This window comes from Desulforegulaceae bacterium, assembly GCA_034006035.1.
Classification (GTDB): domain Bacteria; phylum Desulfobacterota; class Desulfobacteria; order Desulfobacterales; family JACKCP01; genus JACKCP01.
The window spans coordinates 66,569-88,006 of sequence record JAVETN010000010.1; the positions used below are offsets into that span (position 1 = coordinate 66,569).

Here is a 21,438-nt window from a genome sequence, read left to right on the forward strand (position 1 = left end):
AAATACCACCTTTTTAATTTATTTTAATTCTGCCGGTGGGCGTTACTTCTATAGTTATTCCATAACCAGAATCATTGGTAAATTTTACTTTTGAAGTATCAGTGATATTCGGCAAACCTCTGGAACCAAATAAAAAAAAATTCTTCGCAAAATTAACATTTTTAAATTCAAGACCTGATTTACTATCTGCCTTAAAATTAAAAACAATTTCATCATCTGTACTTTCGCATTTATTGTCTTTATTTCCATCAAAACATGCTTTTGCACTTCTTCCTGAATAATTAAAAACAACAAGACAATTTTGGTTTTTTTTAACTGCGGCCATTTTTGCTTTTTCAAGATTTGACTTAAGCTCCCTTGCAGCTGACTTTACCCTTGCTTTTGGAATAAGTTCTTTATATCCGCCTATGGCAAGGGAAACTACAATTCCAATTATAGCAATTACAATTAAGAGCTCTATCATGGTAAACCCATCAGAGTTTTTTCCATTTAAAAACATATTTGATTTAGCCTGCATTAACATTTAAACTCCGGTTTTTTATGAAAAAATTATTTTACTTTAAACCAGCTGCCAACAATAAAACTTTATTTTACTTAATTTTGAAACTATTTTAAAATATTTAAATACCCTAGAGGCTAAACTTTTGATTTTCCTGAACTTGAATAAATATATATTTTCTAACTAACAGCCAAGCCATAATTATACTTAAAAAACTTTTAAAAAACAAATACATTCATCGCTAGAGATAACAATGTTAACCTAAAGTTTAATATTATAAAGAGCTTAAAATAAACCAAACAAACTTAGTTAAAATATTTATTTTTTGTTAAATCCAAAGACATCAAAGCTTTAACAAGTTTGCCATGAAATAAGGCAAACTTGAAGTTTTAGCTTAAAAGATTGTTTTTACAAAGAATCAAGAACAATTTTGGAAAAATAAATCAAATCTTTATCAAGGGATTTCTTTTTTGAGGCATAGGAAAGATTAAATGTACAAAAAGGACAGGCTGTGGCAATCTGTTCTGTTTTAGAGCTTTTGAGAAGTTTTTCAGCAAGCTTTAATGATAATTCAGGATAAACAGATCTTATTCCCGCCCCTGCTCCGCAGCAAGATGCATCTTTTCCAAACTTTTCCATTTCCTTGAGATTGGCTCCACAGGCTTTTAAAATATCCCTTGGTTCTTTGGTCATATTTTCCATTCTTGCAAGTCTGCAGGGATCCTGGAAAGTAACTTCTCTTTCAACTTTTTTAAGTATGTCTTTTTTATCTTCTAAAAGATTGAAAATTGTTTCAACGGCATGCTCAATTTCAAGTCCTGTATCTCCAAGCATTGCAGGATAAAAATATTTAAAGCATTTAAGGCAGCCATTGCAGGGAACAACTAGTTTTTTTATTCCAAGTGATTTGAATTTTTCCAAATTTTTTTCAAAATATTCCCTGGCAAATTCTGTATTCCCACATTCATAAAAATATGTTCCACAGCAGCCCTCATCTTCAATTACTCTAAAATCATAGCCAAGTTTATCAAGCACCTGCAAGGTTGCATAGGAAGAATCTTTGGCAAGATATGAAGGAATGCATCCAAGATATAAAAGAGTATCTGAGTCTGAATTAAGATACTTTTGTTTTAAGTTTTCATCTTCAAGCCAGTTCATTCTTTTTTGAGGATCACCACCCACAGAGTTTTCATTTTTAATTATACCGTTCATTACTTTGTGGTGATTTTCAAGAGGACCGATTTTATTTTTTACAAGAGTTTCTCTTGTTTTATGGATAATTTCAACAATATCCAATTCCTGGGCACAGATATTTTCGCAAAGCATACATTTTGGGCAGCTGTAAATACTTTCAATTTCCTCATCAGAGATTTTTTCTCCGGAAAAAACTTTTTTTGCAATCGCCACCCTTTTTTGGGGTCCAAAAAGCTCATTTCCAGTAACCTCAAAGGTTGGACAAACATCATTACAAACACCGCATTCAATACATAATTCAACCTGCTTTTTAATTTCTGTCATTTTTAACCCCCAGTATAGTTATTACTGATTTTGATCAACCTTGAAATAAAGCCAGATATTTTTATACAAAACCAGACTTCTATGAAAAGCCTAAAAAAGAAACTATTTTTTCTCAAGAACTATCTTAATTAAATCACCTTCAAAGTCTATAATGTCTCCAGAATAAATTTTTTTGGCTTTTCTTGTTTCAACTTCCCCATTTACTTTAACAAGACTTTCAGAGATTACAAACTTTGCCTCTCCACCGCTTTGAACCTGATTGTCTATTTTTAAAATCTTATAAAGTTCAATAGGCTCTTTTTTTATATAAAACTTTCTTAAATCCACTTATAATTTTCCCCTTATCTTAACTCAATTGGATTTTAAACTTGCAATAATTTTTTTAAAAACTTCCCAGGACTCCTTTTTTAAATCAGGCTGAACATCAAGGGTATCAAGAGAATGGGTGGAAAAAACAGGATATTTTTCAATTATATGATTTAAATCCTTATTAATTATTTCAAACATAGAGTTACCAAGGAAGCAAATACATTGGGGGTTTATAAATTTTATTGTTCTTTTTAAAAAATTTTTACATGGAAGATTTAAAAAATCATTTTTTTTAGCCTGAACATCTTCTGGTAAAAACTGACATTTTAAAGCAGAAATTACAAAAACCTGATCAACCCTAAGGTTCATGGCAGATATAATTTTTCTAAACATCACCCTTTCATTACTGGAAAAAACCCTTTGATTTTCAAAATCTTTTGGCATATCAACAATAAAAAGCAACTTTATATTTAAATTTGAAAACTTAATTGGTTTTATTTTTTTTGCTTTATTGCAAAAAGAACAAGTCATAATTTCATAATTTAAAAGCTTTGGTGAATCTTTTTTTAAATTAAAATACTCAACACCGTATTGTTTAAGCGTTTCAAGATAGTTTACTGAGTCATTCAGAACTTTCTCAAAACTTAAATCTTCATTCATTTTTTGTTTCCAGAATTGAATCAAGGATTAAATTGGCAAGAATTTTTTTATCCATCATTTCAAAAACCTTAGGTTCTTTCTTTTTAGAAAAAACTGTAACCTTGTTTAGATCAGATCCAAAAGCTGAGTTTTTAAAACCTATTTCATTTGCAACAATTAAATCAAGATTTTTTGATTTAAGCTTTTTTAGAGCATTTTCTTCAAGATCTCTTGTTTCAGCTGCAAATCCAACAAAAATCTGCCCCTTTTTTTTAGATTTCCCAAGAGTTTTTATAATATCAGGATTTTCTTCTAAAACAAGATCAAACCTTCCGTCTGATTTTTTTATTTTATTCTCTGCAGTGTTTTTTATTTTATAGTCTGCAACTGCAGCAACCTTTACTATTATATCAATATTATCCATTCTTTCCTGGCACTGGAAAAGCATTTCATCAGCTGTTTTTATATTTACAACTTCAGTGTTATAAGGAGGCTCAATTGATACCGGGCCTGAAACTATTACAACTTCCGCTCCTCTCTTTTCAAAGGCCTCTGCAATTTTATATCCCATTTTTCCTGAAGAATAATTACTTATAAATCGTACAGGATCAATTGCCTCAACAGTTGGCCCTGCTGTTACAAGAATTTTTTTACCTTTAAAATCTTTTTTTGAAAGCATGGCCTCAACTCTGTCTGCAATATAAACCGGCTCAGGAAGCCTTCCAGGGCCTATCACATTACAGGCAAGAAAGCCTTCGTCAGGCTCAAGAATATAAAATCCATCATCACAAAGAGTGTCAATATTTCTTTGAACGGCCATTGATTCATACATCCATGAATTCATTGCAGGACAAATCATTGCAGGAGATTTTACAGCCATTATCATGGTGGAAAGTGCATCATCTGCTATTCCGTTTGCAATTTTTCCGATTATATTTGCAGTTGCAGGAGCAATTACAACTCCATCTGCTTTTTCCGCAAGATCTACATGCCTTATTTTACTAGGAATTTCTTCCTTCATTACATCTGTATAAACATTATTTTTTGAAATTGCCTGAAAGGTGAGCTCTCCTACAAATTTAGATGCATTTTTAGTCATTACAACAAAAACTTCAGCACCCTTTTTCTGCAAAATTCTTAAAAGTTCAATACTTTTATAAGCCGCAATACCCCCAGAAACACCCAAAACTATTTTTTTACCCTCCAAGCCTGACATAACTCCTCCAAAAAAAACTAAAAAATTGCATTCATGCAGTTTACTGCAGATAATAATAAAATTACTGTAGTTAAAACAAAAATCAAAAAAGCTAAAATTGTATTAAAAGCATTGTCTGACCTTTTTTCAATATACCCAAGAACAAAACCTGACAAAAGACCACCTAAAAATCCTCCAAGATGACCTAAATTGTCAATTCCGGGAAATAAAAGCCCAAAAATAACAAGAGAGACTATCCATCCTGAAACCTGTTTATATACAAGAGTTCCATGAAGCCCTCCCCTTGATTTACCATAATAGAATAAAGCACCTATAAGTCCACAAATAGAAGCAGAGGCTCCTATTGTTACTGAAGTTCCTGAAAGATAAGAAAGAACAAACCCTGAAATTCCGCTTATAGAATAAATTATAAAAGTTCTGGTATTCCCATAAAAATGGTAGGCATATTTGTACAATTGGGAAAAGGCAAGCATATTAAAACCAATATGTAAAATGCTTCCATGAAGATAGGAAGCTGAGACAAAACTCCACCAAAGATTGTATGTGTCAACAGGGATCCTTCCTGAAGCACCCATAAAAATAAGGGCTCTTGTATCTGGAGAAAGAAAATTAAGTGGATTTGATGAAAAAGAAATCCCTGAAGAAATAATAAGACTTAAAATATAAAAAAATATATTTACTCCAATAATTAGCTTAATTACAAAATCGCTATCCCTTAAAAAAGTAAAAACCATATTGTTTTTATACCAGATGCCTGGATTTTTAAGCCCGCAATAAGGGCAAACTGACTCATCTTTACTCACAAGCTTTTTACATCTTGGACAAAACACTGAATTCAACCTGCTCTTCCCCCTTTTAGTTTACCTGCAAGCTGACCACAGCCTGCATCAAGATTTTCTCCCTTTGCCCATCTTTTTCTAACAAAAAGCCCATAACTTTCCAGTAAATCAGAAAAATCTCCCAGATCTTTATCATTGCATCCTTTGAAATCACAGCCTTCTACTTTATTATACGGAATAAGATTGACTCTGCAGGGAATCCCTTCAAGAAAATTTACAAGCTTTAAGGCATCTTTTTTTCCATCATTTAAACCTTTGAATAAAGTATAAGTGATAAATATTATTCCTTTGGGTTTTAGAGGATAGTTTAAAAGGGTTTTTCTTAAAGTCAAAAGATTAAACTTATTGGTAACAGGCATGATTGATTTTCTTAAATCATTATCTGCTGAATTTATGGAAACCGATAAGTTGGGCTTTATGTCAACATCTTTGCCAAGTTTTTCAATTTGATTGCAAAGTCCTGAAGTTGAGATGGTAATATGTCTAAAGGAAATATCAAAACCCTGTTGCTCATTTAAAATTAAAATTGCCTTTCTGACATTTTCATAATTATCAAGAGGCTCTCCCATTCCCATGAAAACAATATTTCTTATATCATAACCCAAAACAAATTTAGCCGTATAAAATTGGAGAAGAATCTCATGGGTCAAAAGATTTCTCTTAAATCCCATTTTTGCTGTGGCACAAAACTGACAATTCATTTTACACCCAACCTGAGAAGACACACAAAGAGTATCCCTTGTTTTCATTTTAATGATCACAGTTTCCACTACACTTTTATCATCTAGCTCAAGTGCAATTTTTATTACATCTTCAGACTCTTTTTTTTCTAAAACTACAGGATTTGGGAATTTAAGATCTTCCTTGATTTTAAGGGGAAGATCTTTGGTTGTAAAACAATCTAAGTTTTCCAGGTCAGATTTGCCTGTTTTATAAAAATACCTATAAATACATTTTGAATGAAATTTGCCCTTCCCAAAGTTTTTATTCAAATAACTGGTCAAATCATCTAGGGTAAAGGACAAAATTTTAGACATTTTTATTTTTCTTTCCTTGCAAATTCATCAATCATGGAAAGAATCATTTCTGAAGGCTCAACCTCTCTGTTTTTTGCTATTGTGCAGATTTCTTCCCATAAAACCTTTTCTATTGGAAGAGATACATATCTTTTTGCCTTTTCAACGCTCATTCCTGCAGCAAGCCTGTTTCTATTGTTCATTTCAACAGCTTTTTTGGGATCATTTTTGCTTAAATATCCCTTCATTAAAAATTCAACAAGATCATCAATATCAAGGCCAAGCCCTTCAGCCTTTTTTTCAAACCATTTTACAACTTCGTTATTTATTTCAACACACATTTTCATAAAATTTGCTCTCCTAAATTAATCCATAAAGTTCACCGCTTTTTTTAAAAAGCAAATCAACTTTTTCTTCTGTTTTATCATCTAAAACAAGTTCTTTTGCATGCCAGGGTTTTACTCTTGAATCAATAACAAGAGGGCCTTTGCATCCAAAATGCTTGAATTTTAAAAAACTATTTATTCCGTTTACATCGTGGGAAGGGTTTGAACGGGTAAACACAACCCATAAAAAATTAGCTAAAGATTTTGAAACAAAGTCAGAATCATCACAAACAGCAATAAGAACAAAATCATCTGAACTTAAATTTACCACTCCTGAAGAACAAAAACTTTCAATATCCTCATAACCAGAGTTATCTGTAAACTTAGGGCCCTGAACAGCAATTACTCCAGACATCACCACTTTAGGGTTTGTAAATCCCAGGGGAAGTTTTAAGTTTTCTTTTATTTTTGACTTTAAAACTCTTTTCTTTTTACCGCATGAACAAATAGCAAGCTTTGAGCCCCGGTTTAAACTTTCACCTGAATAATCCAAGGTATCTATTGTTGTTTTTGTGTGAAAATTAAGATCGTTTTCCAAATCTACTCTTTCAAACATATGAGTTAAAAATTCTTTTTCATCATAAATATTCAAGCTTGGGTTGTCTTCTTCTGCTGCAACAAAAAGATATTTGGTTAAAGAGCATTGACCAAAGCCTAAAATTGCGTTGGAAGCTGTAATAAGCTCGGCAGGAATTCTTTTTTCATAAGGAGTGTATCTTTCATGTGCAATGGCAAACATAAGAGGATGAACACCTGCAAGATCAACTGCATGAATTTTTTCCACCCCTGGAATTGTTGCAGAAACAGCCGGTTTTGTAATTTCATGAATAAGCTCACCAAAAACCGAATCTTCCTGGGGCGGTCTTCCCACCACAGTAAAAGGCCAGATTGCATCTTTTCTATGGTAAACATTTTTTATCTTTATAAATGGGAAGTCATGGACAAGGCTGTAATACCCCAGATGATCTCCAAAGGGTCCTTCTTTTTTTGTTGAATCAAGGCAAACCTCACCTGTGATACAAAAATCTGAATCAAGGGAAATAAACTCATCGTTTGTTCTTTTGTAATTAAATCTTTTTCCTCCCAAAGCCCCTGCAAAAAATATTTCAGGAAGATTGTGGGGTAAAGGCATAATTGCAGCAAGTGTGTGTGAAGGAGGCCCCCCAACAAACACAGAAACATTGAGCTTTTTGTTTTTTGACACTGCCCTTTGATGATGAATCCCTATTCCTCTTTCAATCTGATAATGAAGCCCTGCTTCCTTGTCTTTTAGATAATCATTTCCTGAAATCTGAACCCTGTACATTCCAAGGTTTGAATTAAAAACATTGTTTTTATCAGGATTTTCAGTGTAAACCTGGGGTAAAAAAACAAAAGCTCCTCCATCATCGGGCCAGCACCTGATTTGGGGAAGACTTGAAAGATTTGTTTTTGAATACAAAACTTTTCCAGTTTTTGATTTTTTTGGAAGAGCATTGTAAAGAGTTTTTAAAATTTGCGGCCAAAAAAAAGGCGATGCCAAAATTTCAAATGGATCTTTTTTTGACCCAATAAGTTTTTTTACAGGCTCAAGGCTATGCCTAAAAAGATAAGTTGCCCTTTCCATGGTTCCAAAAATATTTGAAGCAGCTTTAAAAGGAGAGCCTTTTACATTTTCAAACAAAATTGCAGGCCCTTTTTTTTCATTTATTCTTCTGTGTACTGCTGCCATTTCCAGGTTTGGATCAATTTCAGTTTTTATTTTTACAAGCATTTTCTTTTCATAAAGATCATTGCATGCCTGATTTAAAGATGAATAAATCATAATTGATCTGCTTTTATTATTGTTTTATTTCCAAATCCCTTAAGATTTTTTGTGTGTACAATATATTCAGGCTCAAAACAAAAAAGCTCAGTTTTAAATTTCTTTTTAAATTTTAAAAATTCATAGCCAGAATCTTTTAAAAGGAAAGAAAATTTTTTTATATATTTTGTAAATATCTTAACTGATTCTTTAAGCTCAGGTTTTAAAATTTTGCCCCTCATTTGAACTCCTGTTATTTTTTTTATTTCATCTCCATCACAAAATATGGAAGATGAAGCTTTCTTATCTAAACCATATAGAATATGAATTGATTGAGGTGAAGAAAAAAAATAAAATTTTTTATCAAAAACAAAATATACAGGAGCACACCATGGCAGATTATTTTCAATTACACAAATATTCATTGTTTTTGCTTTTTTAACAAGCTCAAGAAAACTTTTTTCCATTAACAGCCAATCTTTTCTCTAAATTTATTTTAATTAAGTTTAAACCAGGCAATTTTGATTTTGGGTTGAAAACTTTTATTTAATCTTTATTATATAACACTTTATAATTATTGATTTACAAAAAAGCAATCAAAGGAATTAAAATGAAAAATGAGTACTCAATAAACAAAACAAAGCAGCTTATACTTAAAGACTCAAAGATGCTTTCCAAAATCATGGATGAGTTTATTGAGGGTTTTGAGACCATGACTGAAATTGGCCCTGCCATAAGTATTTTTGGTTCTGCACGATTAAGTCCAAACAACGAAGCCTGTTTAAAAGCTGAAGAAATAGCCTTTAGAATTGCAAAGCTTGGTTATTCAGTTATCACAGGAGGCGGAGGCGGAATCATGGAAGCAGCAAATAAAGGTGCTGCAAGAGCAGACAAAAAATCTATAGGATTAAATGTCAGGCTTCCATTTGAGCAAATCCCAAATCAATATTCAAACATTAACCTTGAATTTAAATATTTTTTCGTAAGAAAAGTAATGTTTGTAAAATATGCCCAGGCCTATGTAATTTTACCCGGAGGTTTTGGAACCCTTGATGAGATGTTTGAAACCTTAACCCTTATCCAGACTAAAAGAATAAGGTCTTTACCTGTAATCCTTGTGGGCAAATCCCACTGGACAGGTCTTGTGGAGTGGCTTAAAAAAGAACTTGTTCCAAAAAAACTTATATCTGAAAATGACCCTTATCTTTTCAGGGTGGTTGATACTCCCGAAGAAGTTGAAAATTCAATAATAGAACTTTTACCTTCAGTTAAATAATGTTATCTAAAAACACTTTTCAAATTGATTTAATTTTATATTTAATATTAATGGAGGAAATAAAATGAAAAAATTTATTATTCTTTTGAGTGCAGCTTCAGTAATGCTTCTTGCAGGATGCAATAACACCCCTGAAAAAGCAGCTGAAGCCCATTACAAAAAAACAATCAAGGCTCACTCAGGCCTTAAAACCGAAGCTGTTGAAGTTACCAAGATAAGTGAAGAAGGCGAAGAAGCTGTTGTTAATGTTTCTGCTGATTTAAAATACAATGAGCAGCTTAAACTTGTTAAAGAAAATGGGAAATGGGTTGTGAAATAATTAGATAAATTATTTTGATCTAAAAAAAGCTCCGGAATTCATTCCGGGGCTTGTAAAAAAGGCTGAAACAGCCCAGTCTTTTATTACAATTACTACAGCTAAAGCTGAAAAATAAGTTGAGTAAATAAATTCTTTTTGAAAATAAAGCTGATTAAAAATAAAAACAATAAACTTTTAAATTGTTATTTTTTTTAAACCATCAATTAAAACATAAATTTCATCTTTTAAAATAAAAAGCTCGGCTTTAAGATTGGATTTACCTGAAAGCTCTTTATGCTTACCCCTTAGACTTATAAGATCTTTTGTTTCAAGAATTTCTTTTAAAGCCTCAACCAAAACTTCAGTTTCTTCATCAGCCTTGTTTTTAAGACAAAGGGAAAGCTTTTTTTCATACTGCTTTTTAATTTCTGTTTTTATACAATGTTTTGAAAGATCAAGATCAAGCTTTTTCATTGAATTTGTTTCCTGATTATTTGAAATCAAATTTATATCTATATTTTTTAAGATAAAATATTTACCCTTGTTTATATTGATGAAGAACAATACCTGAAGGAAGAGATTCTCCAAAAGTTGCAGCTTCCTCCCTAGATTCCATTTCTATTATTTCTTTTAAATATTTTGAGTTTTCAAAATCTTCAAAGGAGTCAAGAAATTTTATTATATCATTTCTTTTTCCTTCATCAATATCCCTTGTTCTGTCTCCGGTAAGTCTTGCCATTCTTGAAATAGCATACCTTGCTTCAGGAATTTTACCCCATTTATCTGTTTTTAAAAAATCAACCCATTTTAATGCCAAATCAGAAGGAACTACTTTGTTTATATCACCATACAAAGGCTCTCTTGCTCCAATCCTTCCAAAAACAATTAAAAGTCTTGGCTCTAATCCTTCAGGTTTAAGCTCGTTTTTAAGCATATTCCCAAACCTTTGCTTGTCATTTGAATGTAAGTACTCAAAGTTTCCCACAGCAGCCCACAGCTCTGTTTTTTCTTTTAAATCAAATTTGTTTTTTTTAAGAACTGAAGAAATGTCCTGAATTATCTGCCTTTGGTATCCAGGTTTAAGTCCAGCAGCTATTCTTCTCCACAAAACCCACCATTCGTTTTTATTTTGAATCTCATTTGGAAAAACAAGACCTTTGGAATAAATTGACCAGATTTTTTTAATTCTTGCCTCATCAAAGGGATCTCCAATTCCAGGCCTTAAACAAAATCCTGAGAAATTAAGCCATCTTGCTTCATGCACAGGAGATTTTTCCCGCAAATGAGAATTATCAACTAAAAAATCACTTATTTTCCTAATAAGCATCAAAGGCCATTTGTTTCTAGACATCTTTAAATGCCTGGAAACATCCTTTGCAACTGAATTAACCTTTGTCTTATCCCCATTAAAAGCTGATTCAACCAGGGATAAAACTTCCATAACCTTTGAATTTTCAATTACAACAGAAGTATCAACTCCTGTGTCAATTTTAGATGAAACTTCCCTGGTTCCCCTTAAATCAAAAGACAAATCCCAAGTATGCTGACTTTTAACAGAATCACACCAGATTTGAAGATTTCCGGTTTCTGTATATTTTGCCTTTAATTCAATTGAAATATCTGTTTTTTCATCTTTTTTCCCATAGCTTATAATAGTGTGCAAAGGAGGCAGCTCTGAAAAGGATTCATCAATATTTTCTATAAAATCGCCGCATTTATCTCCTGACCTATAGCTAGATGAATAAAGAGAAAATCTTACAGGCATATTTGTTTTTACTGAAAACTCATAATCTTTTGGAAGCTTTATTTCACTTCCTTCTTCAAGCCCTCTTTCAACAAGGCATAAAACACCTTTTTTATTATCTTTAGTTTCAATCCCAAGATAATAGCTTCTTGGACTTCCGCTTCCAACTTTTACTCCCAGCCCAAGTTTGACCTTCCCATAATAGGAAGCTCCAAGGGAAACTGCAGACTCAGATTTATTGTTTTCTAAAATTTGGGGTAAATCAGACAAGGGATCAAAAAAGCTTTGAATTGATTTAATTATTGCCTTCTGGATTATCTCTGGTTTTAAAGAACCTCCGTTAAACAAAATCAAATCAGGAAAAGGTGTTTCTTTTCCTGTTGCTTTTTTTACATCTTCACTATGTCTTAAAAGAAATTTAATCAAATGCTTTGTAATTTCCGGTTCAGACTCATAGGGAAGCCCAAATTCTGTAATCCCTTTTCTTTTATTTTTATCTTCAAAAGTCTCTTCGGGCAGCACTTCAGGAAAAAAACCTTTAATAACAATATCTTCAACTTCTTTTTTTTCAAGATAAACTGAAAATGTATTTTTTATAAGTTTTGAACCTTCACCTACAATTGTAAGTCTTTCTTTTTCTGAGTTCCCTTCAAGAATATTTTCCTTTGCCTCCCTTGAAAGATGGCAAAGGGTTTTCCACTTATCACCTTTAAGAAGGTTATTTTTACCCTGGGTTTTTGATTCTGCAAGTCTTGCCAAAGCCAGATCTATATTATCACCGCCTAAAATAAGATGATCCCCAACAGCAATTCTTTCAAATTGTAAAGATTCATCCATTTTTCTAAGGGCAATTAAAGTAAAGTCAGAAGTACCGCCGCCAACGTCACATACAAGAATAAGCTCATTTTCCTTTACATGGGAATCAAACTTTTTTTCTTTTTCATCAAGCCATGAATAAAATGCGGCAAGAGGCTCTTCAAGAAGCACTACATTTTTAAGGCCTGCAAGTTCGGCTGCCTTTAAAGTAAGATTTCTTGCAGCTTCATCAAAGGAAGCAGGAATGGTTAAAATTATGAACTGATTTTCAAAATAAAGCCTGTCATCTTGTTTTTTATCCAGATTCCAGCAATTTTTAAGATGAATAAGATATTGAGCAGAAACCTCAACCGGTGATCTTTTGGGGACATTTTCATCACTTCCCCAGGGAAGAAATTTTGAATTTCTGTCAACCTTGTCATGGCAAAGCCAGCTTTTTGCTGAAGAAACAAGTCTTTTAGGGATTTTACCCCCATAATCCCTGGCAAAGGCTCCTGCAAAATCATCTGTTTTTTTTGGCCAGGGATGATTGATATCTGAAGCTGAAAGCTCATAAGTTCCCGGAATATACAAAAACGAAGGCAGAACTTTTAAAGGTGAAAACTCATTTTTCCTGGTTATCTGATAAATTGGAAACTGTTTTATTTTTGCATTTTTGCCTTCAATAGTATCAATAAAAGATACAGCTGAGTTAGTTGTTCCAAGGTCTATTCCAATTATGTATCTAAAATCGGTTTTATTCAAAAATCCTCCGAGAAAATCAATTGTTTTGCTGTCTTAAATTAAATTCAAGCTTCCATTTTCTATCATCTTCAAGGGATACGCAGTAAAATTCCAGGGTACCAATTTCTGTAACATGGGTTTCAAGTACAACAGGAACCATGTCTCCCTGATTTCCTTCAAGAAAAGTTTCAATTTCAGTAAGTTTTTCAAGATTATTTTGAAAATCTTCTATTGTTTCTCCGGGTTTGTCTTCTTTTCCCATGGAAGATTCAAACAAATTAAAGGAAACATCTTCTCCAAGGGTAAGCATATATTTTTTATCTTCAATTTTTACAAAACTTCCTTCCTCCATTCCAAAAGGAGCCACACAAAGAGCTTTTGTTGGAACCGGAATTCCAGGAATTGCAGGCATGGAAGAGCTTACCTCTATATAATATGTTTTGTTTAGTCCGCTTTTTATTCTTATTCCACCGGAAAGCTTGATAAAGGAATAATAAGCTGCACCAAGGGCAACTGAAATTTCAGAATTGTTATTTTCAAGCTCTTTTATTTCAGAGGAATCATTCCATGAAGAAAGAACTTTAGAAATATGATCTCTTAAATCCTTTGATTTCATTACTCCGCCGTTAAAAAGAACGTAAGCAGGAAAAGAAGCTGAAGCAAAGTTTGAAGTAAATTCTGCCAGATGTTTTGTAATTGCAGGATCTGACTCATAATTAAGCCCTGCTTCCATAAGACCTGTTTTTCTATTATTTACAGGTTTTTCTTCTAATTCACAATTGGGAAAAAACCCATTTTTTACAATTTGATCCAATTCTTTTGATAAAATTTCACTTTTAATTGTACCTGCAATAAGCTTCATCCCTCTGCTGTGAACTGCAATTTCATATTTTTCTTTTGTTCTGTCTGAAAAAAGCTCTTCTTTTGCTTCTCTTGCCTTGTTTACAAGGGATCTTAGCTGCCATTTATCAAGTTTTTTACCTGAGGAGACAATTTTTGAATTTAAAAGATAGGAAATAGAAAGATCCATATTATCACCGCCAACCAAAAGATGGTTTCCAACAGCAGTTCTTTCAAGCTCAAGGTTACCGTCTGTTTCAAAAATTTTAATCAGGGTAAAGTCACTTGTACCTCCGCCTATATCACAAACAAGAACGGACTCGTCTTTTTTAACTTTTTTTCTCCAGGTCTCTTCATTTAAAAGAAGCCAGGAATAAAAAGCCGCCTGGGGTTCTTCCATCAAGGTAAGATTTTTTATCCCGCATTCCCTGGATGCCTTCAAAGTAAGTTCCCTTGCAACAGCATCAAAAGAAGCAGGAATTGTAATAGTTATATTTTGTTCAACAAAAGAGCTTTCCTCTTCATCTGAAAACTTGTAGTCCCAGGCGTTTTTTATATGATTTAAAATTTCAGTCTGAGCTCTTACAGGAGAAAACTTTTCCTCAACCTGATCTGAATCCCAGGGAAGAATTTTATCTTCTCTATTAACATGATTATTACAAAGCCATGATTTTGCAGAAGAAATAACTCTTGAAGGAATTTCAGAGCTTCTTTTTCTTGCATATTCCCCTACAATAAAAGTTTCGTCCTTTGTCCAGTCAAGAGTAAAATTATCCCTGTTTTTTTCATTATCAGCAGGAAAGTAAATAAAAGACGGCAGAAGCGGTCTTGAAAGGATTTCCCCGGGCCTTATAATTTGGGGGATTTCAAAAACCTTGAATTCGGGCTTTTCATCAATCCCTGTTAATTTTGCATATGAAACAGCAGTATTTGAGGTTCCAAGGTCAATTCCTATGAGATATTTTGCGTTCATTGTAAACCTTTTCATTCTAAGTACAAAACTAAAACCAAAATTTCACTTCAACCAAAAAAATCTTTACTTAAGCTGGGTAAGAAACTTTGATTTATAATTATCATTATTCTATTTCTATTTCAGCAGGAACAAGAAAAGAAGCATCTTCAATTTTTTTAAGATCAGGCAGATTTATATTTTCTACTTTCCAGCCCCTGTGTCTTACAATTCCTTTAAAAGGAGGATTTCCAACAACGTTTCCTGTAAGCCTTATTTTGTCAGGATTAAAACTTTCTTCTATTTCAATTTCAGAACTTTCTTCATTATCAAGAAGAGGTTTAAGTTCAAGGTATTTGCTTAAGGCATCCTTACATCCTTTGTGAATGCTTCTTACTGCCGCTCCTATATCATCATCATTATAGTCTGATAAATTTTCATTTAAGAAGTCAAGAAACCTTCCTTCTTCCTGAAGTACTGATAAAATATGAAGAAATTTTCTTTTTTCAAGCTCTGGGTCAATTTTTGAGCTTTGCTTGGGAGTGGAAATTTCAGTTTGAGAAGGAATAAGTGAAATAGTTTTTTTAACAAAAGCTCTTAAGATAATCCAGGAGATAAAAGTAAAAATAAGAACAACTATTCCGGCAAAAGGAATAATAAAAAAACTTATAGGATCTTCCAGATTAATTATTGAGTAAAAAAACTCCTGGTAAGCTTGAGAATCTATACTTTGAGCATCAATAGCTGAAGCTTTGTCAAATATAATAGATGAATAATAATATCCTCCAAAAAATATAAGTCCAAAAAAAATAAGGGATACAAAAAACTGAGTCCAAAAAATTTTTCTTGAAATGGATTTTAAATAAAAATTCTTCTTGTTTATCATAATAAAATCTCCAAATTTATTGGTCAAGAGCTTGGTTTTGCAAGATATTTAAGTATAAGCTTTGATTTAACTGATTTTTCAAGGCTTAAACTTCCATGGTTATTCCCACAGGGCAATGATCAGAACCATAAATATCATTTAAAATCCAGGCATCTTTTATTCTTTTATTTTCAATTAAATCTTTAGTTACAAAAAAATAGTCTATACGCCACCCTGCATTGTTTTTCCTTGCATTAAATCTATATGTCCACCAGGAATATTTTACTTTTTCAGGGTAAAAATGCCTGAATGTATCTACATAACCTCTTTTTGTTATTTCATCGAGCCACTTTCTTTCAATGGGTAAAAATCCTGATCTTTTTTGATTAGGACCGGGATTTTTTAAGTCAATTTCATTGTGGGCTGTATTATAGTCTCCGCAAATTATTATACTTTTGTCTTTTTTAAGCTTATCTGTATACTCAAAAAACTTTTCATAAAATTCAAGTTTATATTCAAGTCTTTCGTCAGACATCTGCCCATTTGGAAAATATACATTGAAAAGTATAAAATCATCATAATCAAGCCTTACAATCCTGCCTTCCTCATCAAACTTTTTTATTCCCATACCTTCTTCAACATTAAGAGGTTTTTCGTTTGAATAAGCCAAAACTCCACTATAACCTTTTTTTATTGTTGAATGGGACCAAATTTCATGCTCATAGTGATAAAGATTTACCATTTCATCTTTTATTTGATCTTTTTGAAGCTTTATTTCCTGAAGCCCTAATATATCGGCATTGATTTCTTTTAAAGAATCATGAAACCCTTTTTTTAATACAGCTCTCAATCCGTTAACATTCCATGATGACAATCTTATTTCCAAAACAACCTCCTGCTAAAAATTAAAATCCTTTGTCATTATTAAAACATTTTCTCTTATTTTTTCAGAAAACTCTTCTAGTTCATAATCTTCTATTTTTAAAAAAACCTTAACTTCATCACTAAGATAAAACAAATTGTTATTCCAATTGTTCTCAGCTGAAAAACCAGCTTTTTTTGAAAGAAAATCAGCAGCATTCAAAATATATGACAGCTCATTTGAAAGCGAATCCATTGGGTTATGATGAAATCCTATAGCTTGAGTTTGAATTTTTGGAAGCTGCCAGCTTTCAAGAAGCTTAAGCCCAATTTCTGAGTGGGAAAACCCAAAAATTTGTTTTTCTGCAGCCCAGGGTGAAAGTTTTTTTTCAATTATCAGACTTTTAAATTTTTCTTTTTCCTTAATTAAATAATCATTTAATACAAGCTTTCCGCAGTCATGAAGTAAACCTGCTGAAAAAGCATCAAGGTGAAATAAAGGCATTTTTTCATATGCAATAAGTTCTGCAGCTGTTGCAGTTGCAACACTGTGATAAAAAAAATCCTCAGCTGAAATCTTATAGCCTTTAAGCTCCTTATCAAGCATTTTACTCATTTGAGCTACAAGGATTATGCTTATAAGGTTTTTTTCTCCCAAAAGCAGACATGCTTCGTCTATTGAAGGAACCGGAGGATTAAAATTAAAATATGCTGAGTTGGCAAGCTTTAAAACCCTTGCTGCAATTGCCTGATCAAGAGAAATCAGCGAACTTAACTCTTTTGTACTGTATCCGTTTGCTTTAATGAGCTTTTTTGCTTTTATAAAAATATCAGGAGTTGGGGGAAGAGATGGATTGTTTTCAAGAATTTCTTTTTGAAGCTTATTTCTAAACAAATTCACCTCAGATTTTGTATCAACACTTAATTTAGGCTTTTTAATAGGATTTATTTTAATTTTTTTACCGCAGCCAGGGCACAAAAATGAAAAAGATCTTTCTTTTGGATAGGAGCCATCCTTAATATTTATATTCTTTTTGCATCCTGAACATTTAATTTTCATCTAATTCTCTTTAACTAAAATATGGATCAATATTTTTAGAATAAAAATTGCTGTCCGCTTAAAAATAAAATCTTATTTTTCAAACGGACAGCAGAAATCATAAATTGCAATTAATGGTAATCATGGGTGCCTAAAATAACATCTATTCCGGTTTTAGCTTTGATGAACTCAGCTTTTTCTTCAGGGGTGGAATAAGGACAATCTGGTTTTGCTCCTACCATACAAGATGAAAGATAAATTGCATCAGGCTTTAGCTCTCCAAGTTTTAAAGTCATTCCAATATTTGGAACCATGGTTCTTCCAGGGCATTCACACTTTACAAAGCCTATCACAGCTGATGGTTTATCAAATTTTCCTTCACCCATGGCAGCAGCCTTAAGGCATCTCCACTCTCCAGGGCATCCATAACCGCTGTTCATATACGCTCCGCAACCAACTACAACAACTTTTTTCATAACCAATCCTCCTTATTTTAAATAAATAGATCAAACTATTTTAACTATATTTGTTAATTCCAAACTTTTTTTTCAATTAGAATTTTAGCAAATTTATATTTATTTATTTACAAACCTTTTTCTATTTCTTATTTTACTTTTTGTATATAAAGGTTTTTATTAATAGCTATTAATTTAAATCTTTGTTTTTTAATTTAAAATTGAACCAAAATAAAATCCCCAGTTTTTGTTCGTTTACCATATATCAACCTGCTTTTAAACTTTTAAAAAAATCAGAAAGACCCTAAAATGAAATGGATAAAATTTTTTATTCGCCCTCCAAAAATCACCTGGGAGCAGGCCATGGAAAAAATTTTCAATGATAAAAACAAAAATATAATTCTTCTTGATCTAAGACAGCCCTTTGAAATTAAAGAAAAAAAGATTGAAAACTCTATTTCAATCCCTCTTTCTAAAATTAACCAAGAATATTTTAAGCTTGAAAAAAATAAAACTATTTTTCTTTTCTGCCGTTCTGGAAAAAGAAGCAGTATTGCAGCAAGGATTTTAAAAACAAAGGGATATGAAAATTTATTTAATATAAAAGGCGGGATCAAAGCATATAAAAAAACCGACCTTAATTAAAAAGACTATTTTATCCTTGATTAAATCAAAGACAAAATAGTTTTAGTCTTTTTATTATTTATTTAAAAAGCTCAATTTTTCCTTCCTTTTCAACTTTTAAAGGAAAGGCTTTAAAAAAATCAGGGCCTGGTTTTATTTCACCTTCAAGATTAAAAGCATACCCTGCGTCAGTGCTGGAGGTTAACATTTTATAAAAAGCAATTCCTGCGTTTGCAAAAGAAACATTAAAAGGAAATTCTATAAGTTTTTCACTTTTTGGCTCAATTATAAAACCTGTTCCAGACTCTCCTCCTGCTAATTGACGCTCATTTAGTTCAAACTTATAATTATAGTTTTTCAAGTTCACTGAAAAATTATTTGGATTTACAAATTTAATGCCAAGTTTAAGTGAGGCAGCAAAAAGATTGATCTGCTCAATTTTAAGACCCTCAACTTTTAAATTGGGAAGCCTGGGAATTGGAATTTCACCTGTTGATAAAAAAGGGATTCTTGGATTACCGCCGCCAGGAAGATTAATACTTACACCTCCTTCAAAAACATAAGCAATTGAATCCTTATCCTTTACTTCCACTGCAGATGAAAAAAGCTTTTTAAAATTCAAACTTAATGGAAAAATAACCTTAGTTGAAGTTTGAGCCTCTAAAACTATTGATTTATTTTGTTTTCCGCTTAAAAGCTCATTTTCATTAATTTTCAATGAATAATCAAGCATACCAATTGAAACTGAATAAATATTATCATTTAAAACTTCTAATTCCACATCAATATCAATTTTTTCAAAATCCAGGGAGGTAATTTCAATTGAGGAAACTTTAACCTCAGGGCTTTTCCATAAACCAGCATCTTTAAGCATTGAACAGCCGTTTAAAACAAGAATTAAAAATAAAAAGATGAAAACCCTGGTCAGTTTTTCCATTTAAATTTTCCTTTATCAAAAATTAAATACTGGGCCTTTTAGAGCTTTAAAATGCAAGGATAGTTCTTATAAAAGTTATTACAAAAACAATTTTATGTAAACTCAGAATTCTTTTTCTTTAACTAAAGTTCATTTTTTAATTACGCTTTTTATCTCAAAGTAAAAATACAGCAAATTCAATTTTAAAAAAATAACTTTAAAAAAACAAAAAGATAAATAAAACAAAAACGAGGCTAGATCTTTTAAAAGATAAAGCCTCGTTTTTTTAAGTAACAACTTATAAATCTGAAACTGTTTTTTTGAACCATTTTTCAAACAAATTTAAACGGACTAAATTCAGTTTCAGTTAAATATTAATTTTAATTAAGTGGCTTGAACTCAACTCTTCTGTTAAGAGCTCTTCCTTCTACAGTTTTATTTGTTGCTCTAGGATTTGAAGGGCCATATCCTTTTGAAACAAGCCTGTTCGATGAAATACCTTTATTTTCAAGATATTTTTTTACAGAATCTGCTCTTTTCTCTGATAATTTATAGTTATAGGCCGAATTCCCTGTGCTATCAGTATATCCCTGAACTTCTAGCTTGATATTTTTGTTCTCTTTTAAAGTAGCTGCCAGTTCGTCAAGAGCTGCTGCTGTTTTTGCATTTATTCCATCCTTCTCGGTACCAAACTGAATACCTTTATATAACCAAGTTCCTCTTTCAGTTATAGTAACTTTATCAGATACTGAAAGAACAGGACATCCGTATTTATCTACTTTAGTACCTTTTGGTGTATTAGGACACTTGTCTAGGCCATCATAAACTCCGTCACCATCTGAATCAATTGGACAGCCGTGTTTGTCTACTATTGCACCTTTTGGTGTATTAGGGCACTTGTCCAGACCATCATAAACTCCGTCACCATCTGAATCAATTGGGCAACCGTATTTATCTACTATGGCACCTTTTGGAGTTCCAGGGCATTTGTCCAGGCTATCTATAACTCCATCACCATCTGAATCCAAAACCTTGGTGTAAACCAAACCAGCAAGCATTCCCTTGATTGCTTCATTATTATTCAAAGACTCAGCTTTATAAAATTTGCCGCATCCTGCTGATGAAGCAATACCTGCAAAAACTTTTTCACCTTCTACAGAATTTCCCACATGCACCGGATAGACGCAGACATTGTTTCCATAGGCTCCCTTGATTTTATCAATAGATGCAAAAACTTTTTCATTGGCATCACGTCCGTCACCAAAAATAAAGATTGCGGTTTTACCTGATGTATTGCCAAGCATATTGCAAGCATCGTCAATACTTAAATCCAAACGAGATGTTCCTCCTGGCTCTGAGACTTTTGCCTGGGCATTGTTAAATCTTGATTTGGAAAACTTGCTTAATTCAAGATTTACAAGGTTTGGCTTAGGAGAAATTGACATAAGATGGCCATATGTAAGATATGCTGAGTTAATGTCAATATCAGACGGCAGAGCTGAAATCATCTTGGTTATAATGTTTTGAGTTGCACTGAAACAAGTATGATTTCCAGAGCATTGCTCCATGGAAGAAGATGTATCAGCTATGATTATAAGGTTATCCACTTTTTTTGAATAGTTGCTCCCATCAAAAACAGGGGGATTCCCAGCGGGAAGATCACTGCATTGTTTTACTGAACAGCCAGAAACCAGAAAACCAATGGCAAATAAAGCTATTGCAGTTGTTTTGAAAAATTTCATATTACCTCCGTTGTTTGTTAAATAATCAATGTTCTAAAATTGAAAATCATTAGTGCCCGCTTTTAGTTTTTAAGGCAAACTGAAT

At 32.3% G+C, this 21,438-nt stretch carries 22 protein-coding genes; 3 read left to right on the forward strand and 19 right to left on the reverse strand.

Annotated features, from left to right (window positions below; all coding sequences use genetic code 11):
• Positions 1 to 13: 13 nt before the first annotated feature.
• The 10 genes from RBR53_08725 to RBR53_08770 form a co-directional block, all read right to left on the reverse strand.
• Positions 14 to 517 carry a prepilin-type N-terminal cleavage/methylation domain-containing protein gene (locus tag RBR53_08725; protein ID MDY0132739.1) on the reverse strand — a complete coding sequence of 168 codons (504 nt, stop codon included), beginning with the start codon at positions 515 to 517 and terminating at the stop codon, positions 14 to 16.
• Between the two features lie 390 nt (positions 518 to 907).
• On the reverse strand, positions 908 to 2,017 hold the full coding sequence (locus RBR53_08730; GenBank protein MDY0132740.1) for a (Fe-S)-binding protein: 1,110 nt from the start codon (positions 2,015 to 2,017) through the stop codon (positions 908 to 910).
• Between the two features lie 102 nt (positions 2,018 to 2,119).
• Positions 2,120 to 2,344, reverse strand: a complete 225-nt coding sequence (locus RBR53_08735; protein MDY0132741.1) for an RNA-binding S4 domain-containing protein — start codon at positions 2,342 to 2,344, stop codon at positions 2,120 to 2,122.
• Positions 2,345 to 2,368: 24 nt separating this feature from the next.
• Positions 2,369 to 2,986 (reverse strand): uracil-DNA glycosylase family protein, encoded by a 618-nt coding sequence (locus tag RBR53_08740; protein ID MDY0132742.1) that lies wholly within the window; start codon positions 2,984 to 2,986, stop codon positions 2,369 to 2,371.
• Positions 2,979 to 4,181 carry a bifunctional phosphopantothenoylcysteine decarboxylase/phosphopantothenate--cysteine ligase CoaBC gene (gene coaBC / locus RBR53_08745; GenBank protein ID MDY0132743.1) on the reverse strand — a complete coding sequence of 401 codons (1,203 nt, stop codon included), beginning with the start codon at positions 4,179 to 4,181 and terminating at the stop codon, positions 2,979 to 2,981. Before coaBC ends, RBR53_08740 begins: the two co-directional genes overlap by 8 nt.
• Positions 4,182 to 4,198: 17 nt before the next feature.
• Entirely contained in the window at positions 4,199 to 5,011 is an 813-nt protein-coding gene (locus RBR53_08750) for a rhomboid family intramembrane serine protease (GenBank protein ID MDY0132744.1), read from the reverse strand.
• A 5-nt stretch (positions 5,012 to 5,016) separates the two neighbouring features.
• Positions 5,017 to 6,057, reverse strand: a complete 1,041-nt coding sequence (gene rlmN, locus RBR53_08755) for a 23S rRNA (adenine(2503)-C(2))-methyltransferase RlmN (protein MDY0132745.1) — start codon at positions 6,055 to 6,057, stop codon at positions 5,017 to 5,019.
• Positions 6,058 to 6,059: 2 nt separating this feature from the next.
• Positions 6,060 to 6,383 (reverse strand): hypothetical protein, encoded by a 324-nt coding sequence (locus tag RBR53_08760; GenBank protein MDY0132746.1) that lies wholly within the window; start codon positions 6,381 to 6,383, stop codon positions 6,060 to 6,062.
• A 13-nt stretch (positions 6,384 to 6,396) separates the two neighbouring features.
• Positions 6,397 to 8,226, reverse strand: coding sequence for a UbiD family decarboxylase (locus RBR53_08765; GenBank protein MDY0132747.1), 1,830 nt, complete (start codon positions 8,224 to 8,226; stop codon positions 6,397 to 6,399).
• Complete coding sequence (locus tag RBR53_08770) at positions 8,223 to 8,672, reverse strand: hypothetical protein (protein ID MDY0132748.1); 450 nt, start codon at positions 8,670 to 8,672, stop codon at positions 8,223 to 8,225. The genes RBR53_08765 and RBR53_08770 overlap by 4 nt, the downstream gene beginning before the upstream one ends.
• 143 nt (positions 8,673 to 8,815) lie before the next feature.
• Here RBR53_08770 and RBR53_08775 point away from each other — a divergent pair, with 143 nt between their 5' ends.
• Together RBR53_08775 and RBR53_08780 are read left to right on the forward strand one after the other, a co-directional pair.
• Positions 8,816 to 9,481, forward strand: coding sequence for a TIGR00730 family Rossman fold protein (locus tag RBR53_08775; protein MDY0132749.1), 666 nt, complete (start codon positions 8,816 to 8,818; stop codon positions 9,479 to 9,481).
• 37 nt (positions 9,482 to 9,518) lie between these two features.
• A complete protein-coding gene (locus RBR53_08780) occupies positions 9,519 to 9,800 on the forward strand; it encodes a DUF4878 domain-containing protein (protein MDY0132750.1) in 282 nt (93 codons plus the stop codon).
• A gap of 174 nt (positions 9,801 to 9,974) precedes the next feature.
• Here RBR53_08780 and RBR53_08785 read toward each other — a convergent pair whose 3' ends face one another.
• From RBR53_08785 to RBR53_08815, 7 genes are all read right to left on the reverse strand, one after another.
• On the reverse strand, positions 9,975 to 10,253 hold the full coding sequence (locus tag RBR53_08785) for a hypothetical protein (protein ID MDY0132751.1): 279 nt from the start codon (positions 10,251 to 10,253) through the stop codon (positions 9,975 to 9,977).
• Positions 10,254 to 10,314: 61 nt separating this feature from the next.
• Positions 10,315 to 13,083, reverse strand: a complete 2,769-nt coding sequence (locus tag RBR53_08790) for an Hsp70 family protein (protein MDY0132752.1) — start codon at positions 13,081 to 13,083, stop codon at positions 10,315 to 10,317.
• 16 nt (positions 13,084 to 13,099) lie between these two features.
• Positions 13,100 to 14,875: an Hsp70 family protein gene (locus RBR53_08795; protein ID MDY0132753.1), complete on the reverse strand. Its 1,776-nt coding sequence runs from the start codon at positions 14,873 to 14,875 to the stop codon at positions 13,100 to 13,102.
• Between the two features lie 103 nt (positions 14,876 to 14,978).
• Positions 14,979 to 15,737, reverse strand: coding sequence for a DUF2760 domain-containing protein (locus RBR53_08800; protein MDY0132754.1), 759 nt, complete (start codon positions 15,735 to 15,737; stop codon positions 14,979 to 14,981).
• A gap of 85 nt (positions 15,738 to 15,822) precedes the next feature.
• Entirely contained in the window at positions 15,823 to 16,602 is a 780-nt protein-coding gene (locus RBR53_08805; GenBank protein ID MDY0132755.1) for an exodeoxyribonuclease III, read from the reverse strand.
• Positions 16,603 to 16,614: 12 nt separating this feature from the next.
• A complete protein-coding gene (locus tag RBR53_08810) occupies positions 16,615 to 17,637 on the reverse strand; it encodes an HDOD domain-containing protein (protein MDY0132756.1) in 1,023 nt (340 codons plus the stop codon).
• A gap of 110 nt (positions 17,638 to 17,747) precedes the next feature.
• A complete protein-coding gene (locus RBR53_08815; GenBank protein MDY0132757.1) occupies positions 17,748 to 18,092 on the reverse strand; it encodes a CGGC domain-containing protein in 345 nt (114 codons plus the stop codon).
• Positions 18,093 to 18,380: 288 nt separating this feature from the next.
• Here RBR53_08815 and RBR53_08820 point away from each other — a divergent pair, with 288 nt between their 5' ends.
• Entirely contained in the window at positions 18,381 to 18,716 is a 336-nt protein-coding gene (locus RBR53_08820; GenBank protein ID MDY0132758.1) for a rhodanese-like domain-containing protein, read from the forward strand.
• Positions 18,717 to 18,774: 58 nt separating this feature from the next.
• Here RBR53_08820 and RBR53_08825 read toward each other — a convergent pair whose 3' ends face one another.
• Positions 18,775 to 19,632 carry an LEA type 2 family protein gene (locus RBR53_08825; GenBank protein ID MDY0132759.1) on the reverse strand — a complete coding sequence of 286 codons (858 nt, stop codon included), beginning with the start codon at positions 19,630 to 19,632 and terminating at the stop codon, positions 18,775 to 18,777.
• A gap of 359 nt (positions 19,633 to 19,991) precedes the next feature.
• Positions 19,992 to 21,353: an OmpA family protein gene (locus RBR53_08830; protein MDY0132760.1), complete on the reverse strand. Its 1,362-nt coding sequence runs from the start codon at positions 21,351 to 21,353 to the stop codon at positions 19,992 to 19,994.
• Between the last annotated feature and the right edge of the window lie 85 nt (positions 21,354 to 21,438).

Excerpts from the sequence above, each read along its gene's own strand:
- RBR53_08725 (MDY0132739.1), bottom strand. The coding sequence starts at position 517 with ATGCAGGCTAAATCAAATATGTTTTTAAATGGAAAAAACTCTGATGGG.
- RBR53_08730 (MDY0132740.1), bottom strand. The coding sequence starts at position 2,017 with ATGACAGAAATTAAAAAGCAGGTTGAATTATGTATTGAATGCGGTGTT.
- RBR53_08740 (MDY0132742.1), bottom strand. The coding sequence starts at position 2,986 with ATGAATGAAGATTTAAGTTTTGAGAAAGTTCTGAATGACTCAGTAAAC.
- coaBC (MDY0132743.1), bottom strand. The coding sequence starts at position 4,181 with ATGTCAGGCTTGGAGGGTAAAAAAATAGTTTTGGGTGTTTCTGGGGGT.
- rlmN (MDY0132745.1), bottom strand. The coding sequence starts at position 6,057 with ATGTCTAAAATTTTGTCCTTTACCCTAGATGATTTGACCAGTTATTTG.
- RBR53_08760 (MDY0132746.1), bottom strand. The coding sequence starts at position 6,383 with ATGAAAATGTGTGTTGAAATAAATAACGAAGTTGTAAAATGGTTTGAA.
- RBR53_08765 (MDY0132747.1), bottom strand. The coding sequence starts at position 8,226 with ATGATTTATTCATCTTTAAATCAGGCATGCAATGATCTTTATGAAAAG.
- RBR53_08770 (MDY0132748.1), bottom strand. The coding sequence starts at position 8,672 with ATGGAAAAAAGTTTTCTTGAGCTTGTTAAAAAAGCAAAAACAATGAAT.
- RBR53_08775 (MDY0132749.1), top strand. The coding sequence starts at position 8,816 with ATGAAAAATGAGTACTCAATAAACAAAACAAAGCAGCTTATACTTAAA.
- RBR53_08785 (MDY0132751.1), bottom strand. The coding sequence starts at position 10,253 with ATGAAAAAGCTTGATCTTGATCTTTCAAAACATTGTATAAAAACAGAA.
- RBR53_08795 (MDY0132753.1), bottom strand. The coding sequence starts at position 14,875 with ATGAACGCAAAATATCTCATAGGAATTGACCTTGGAACCTCAAATACT.
- RBR53_08800 (MDY0132754.1), bottom strand. The coding sequence starts at position 15,737 with ATGATAAACAAGAAGAATTTTTATTTAAAATCCATTTCAAGAAAAATT.
- RBR53_08810 (MDY0132756.1), bottom strand. The coding sequence starts at position 17,637 with ATGAAAATTAAATGTTCAGGATGCAAAAAGAATATAAATATTAAGGAT.
- RBR53_08815 (MDY0132757.1), bottom strand. The coding sequence starts at position 18,092 with ATGAAAAAAGTTGTTGTAGTTGGTTGCGGAGCGTATATGAACAGCGGT.
- RBR53_08820 (MDY0132758.1), top strand. The coding sequence starts at position 18,381 with ATGAAATGGATAAAATTTTTTATTCGCCCTCCAAAAATCACCTGGGAG.
- RBR53_08825 (MDY0132759.1), bottom strand. The coding sequence starts at position 19,632 with ATGGAAAAACTGACCAGGGTTTTCATCTTTTTATTTTTAATTCTTGTT.
- RBR53_08830 (MDY0132760.1), bottom strand. The coding sequence starts at position 21,353 with ATGAAATTTTTCAAAACAACTGCAATAGCTTTATTTGCCATTGGTTTT.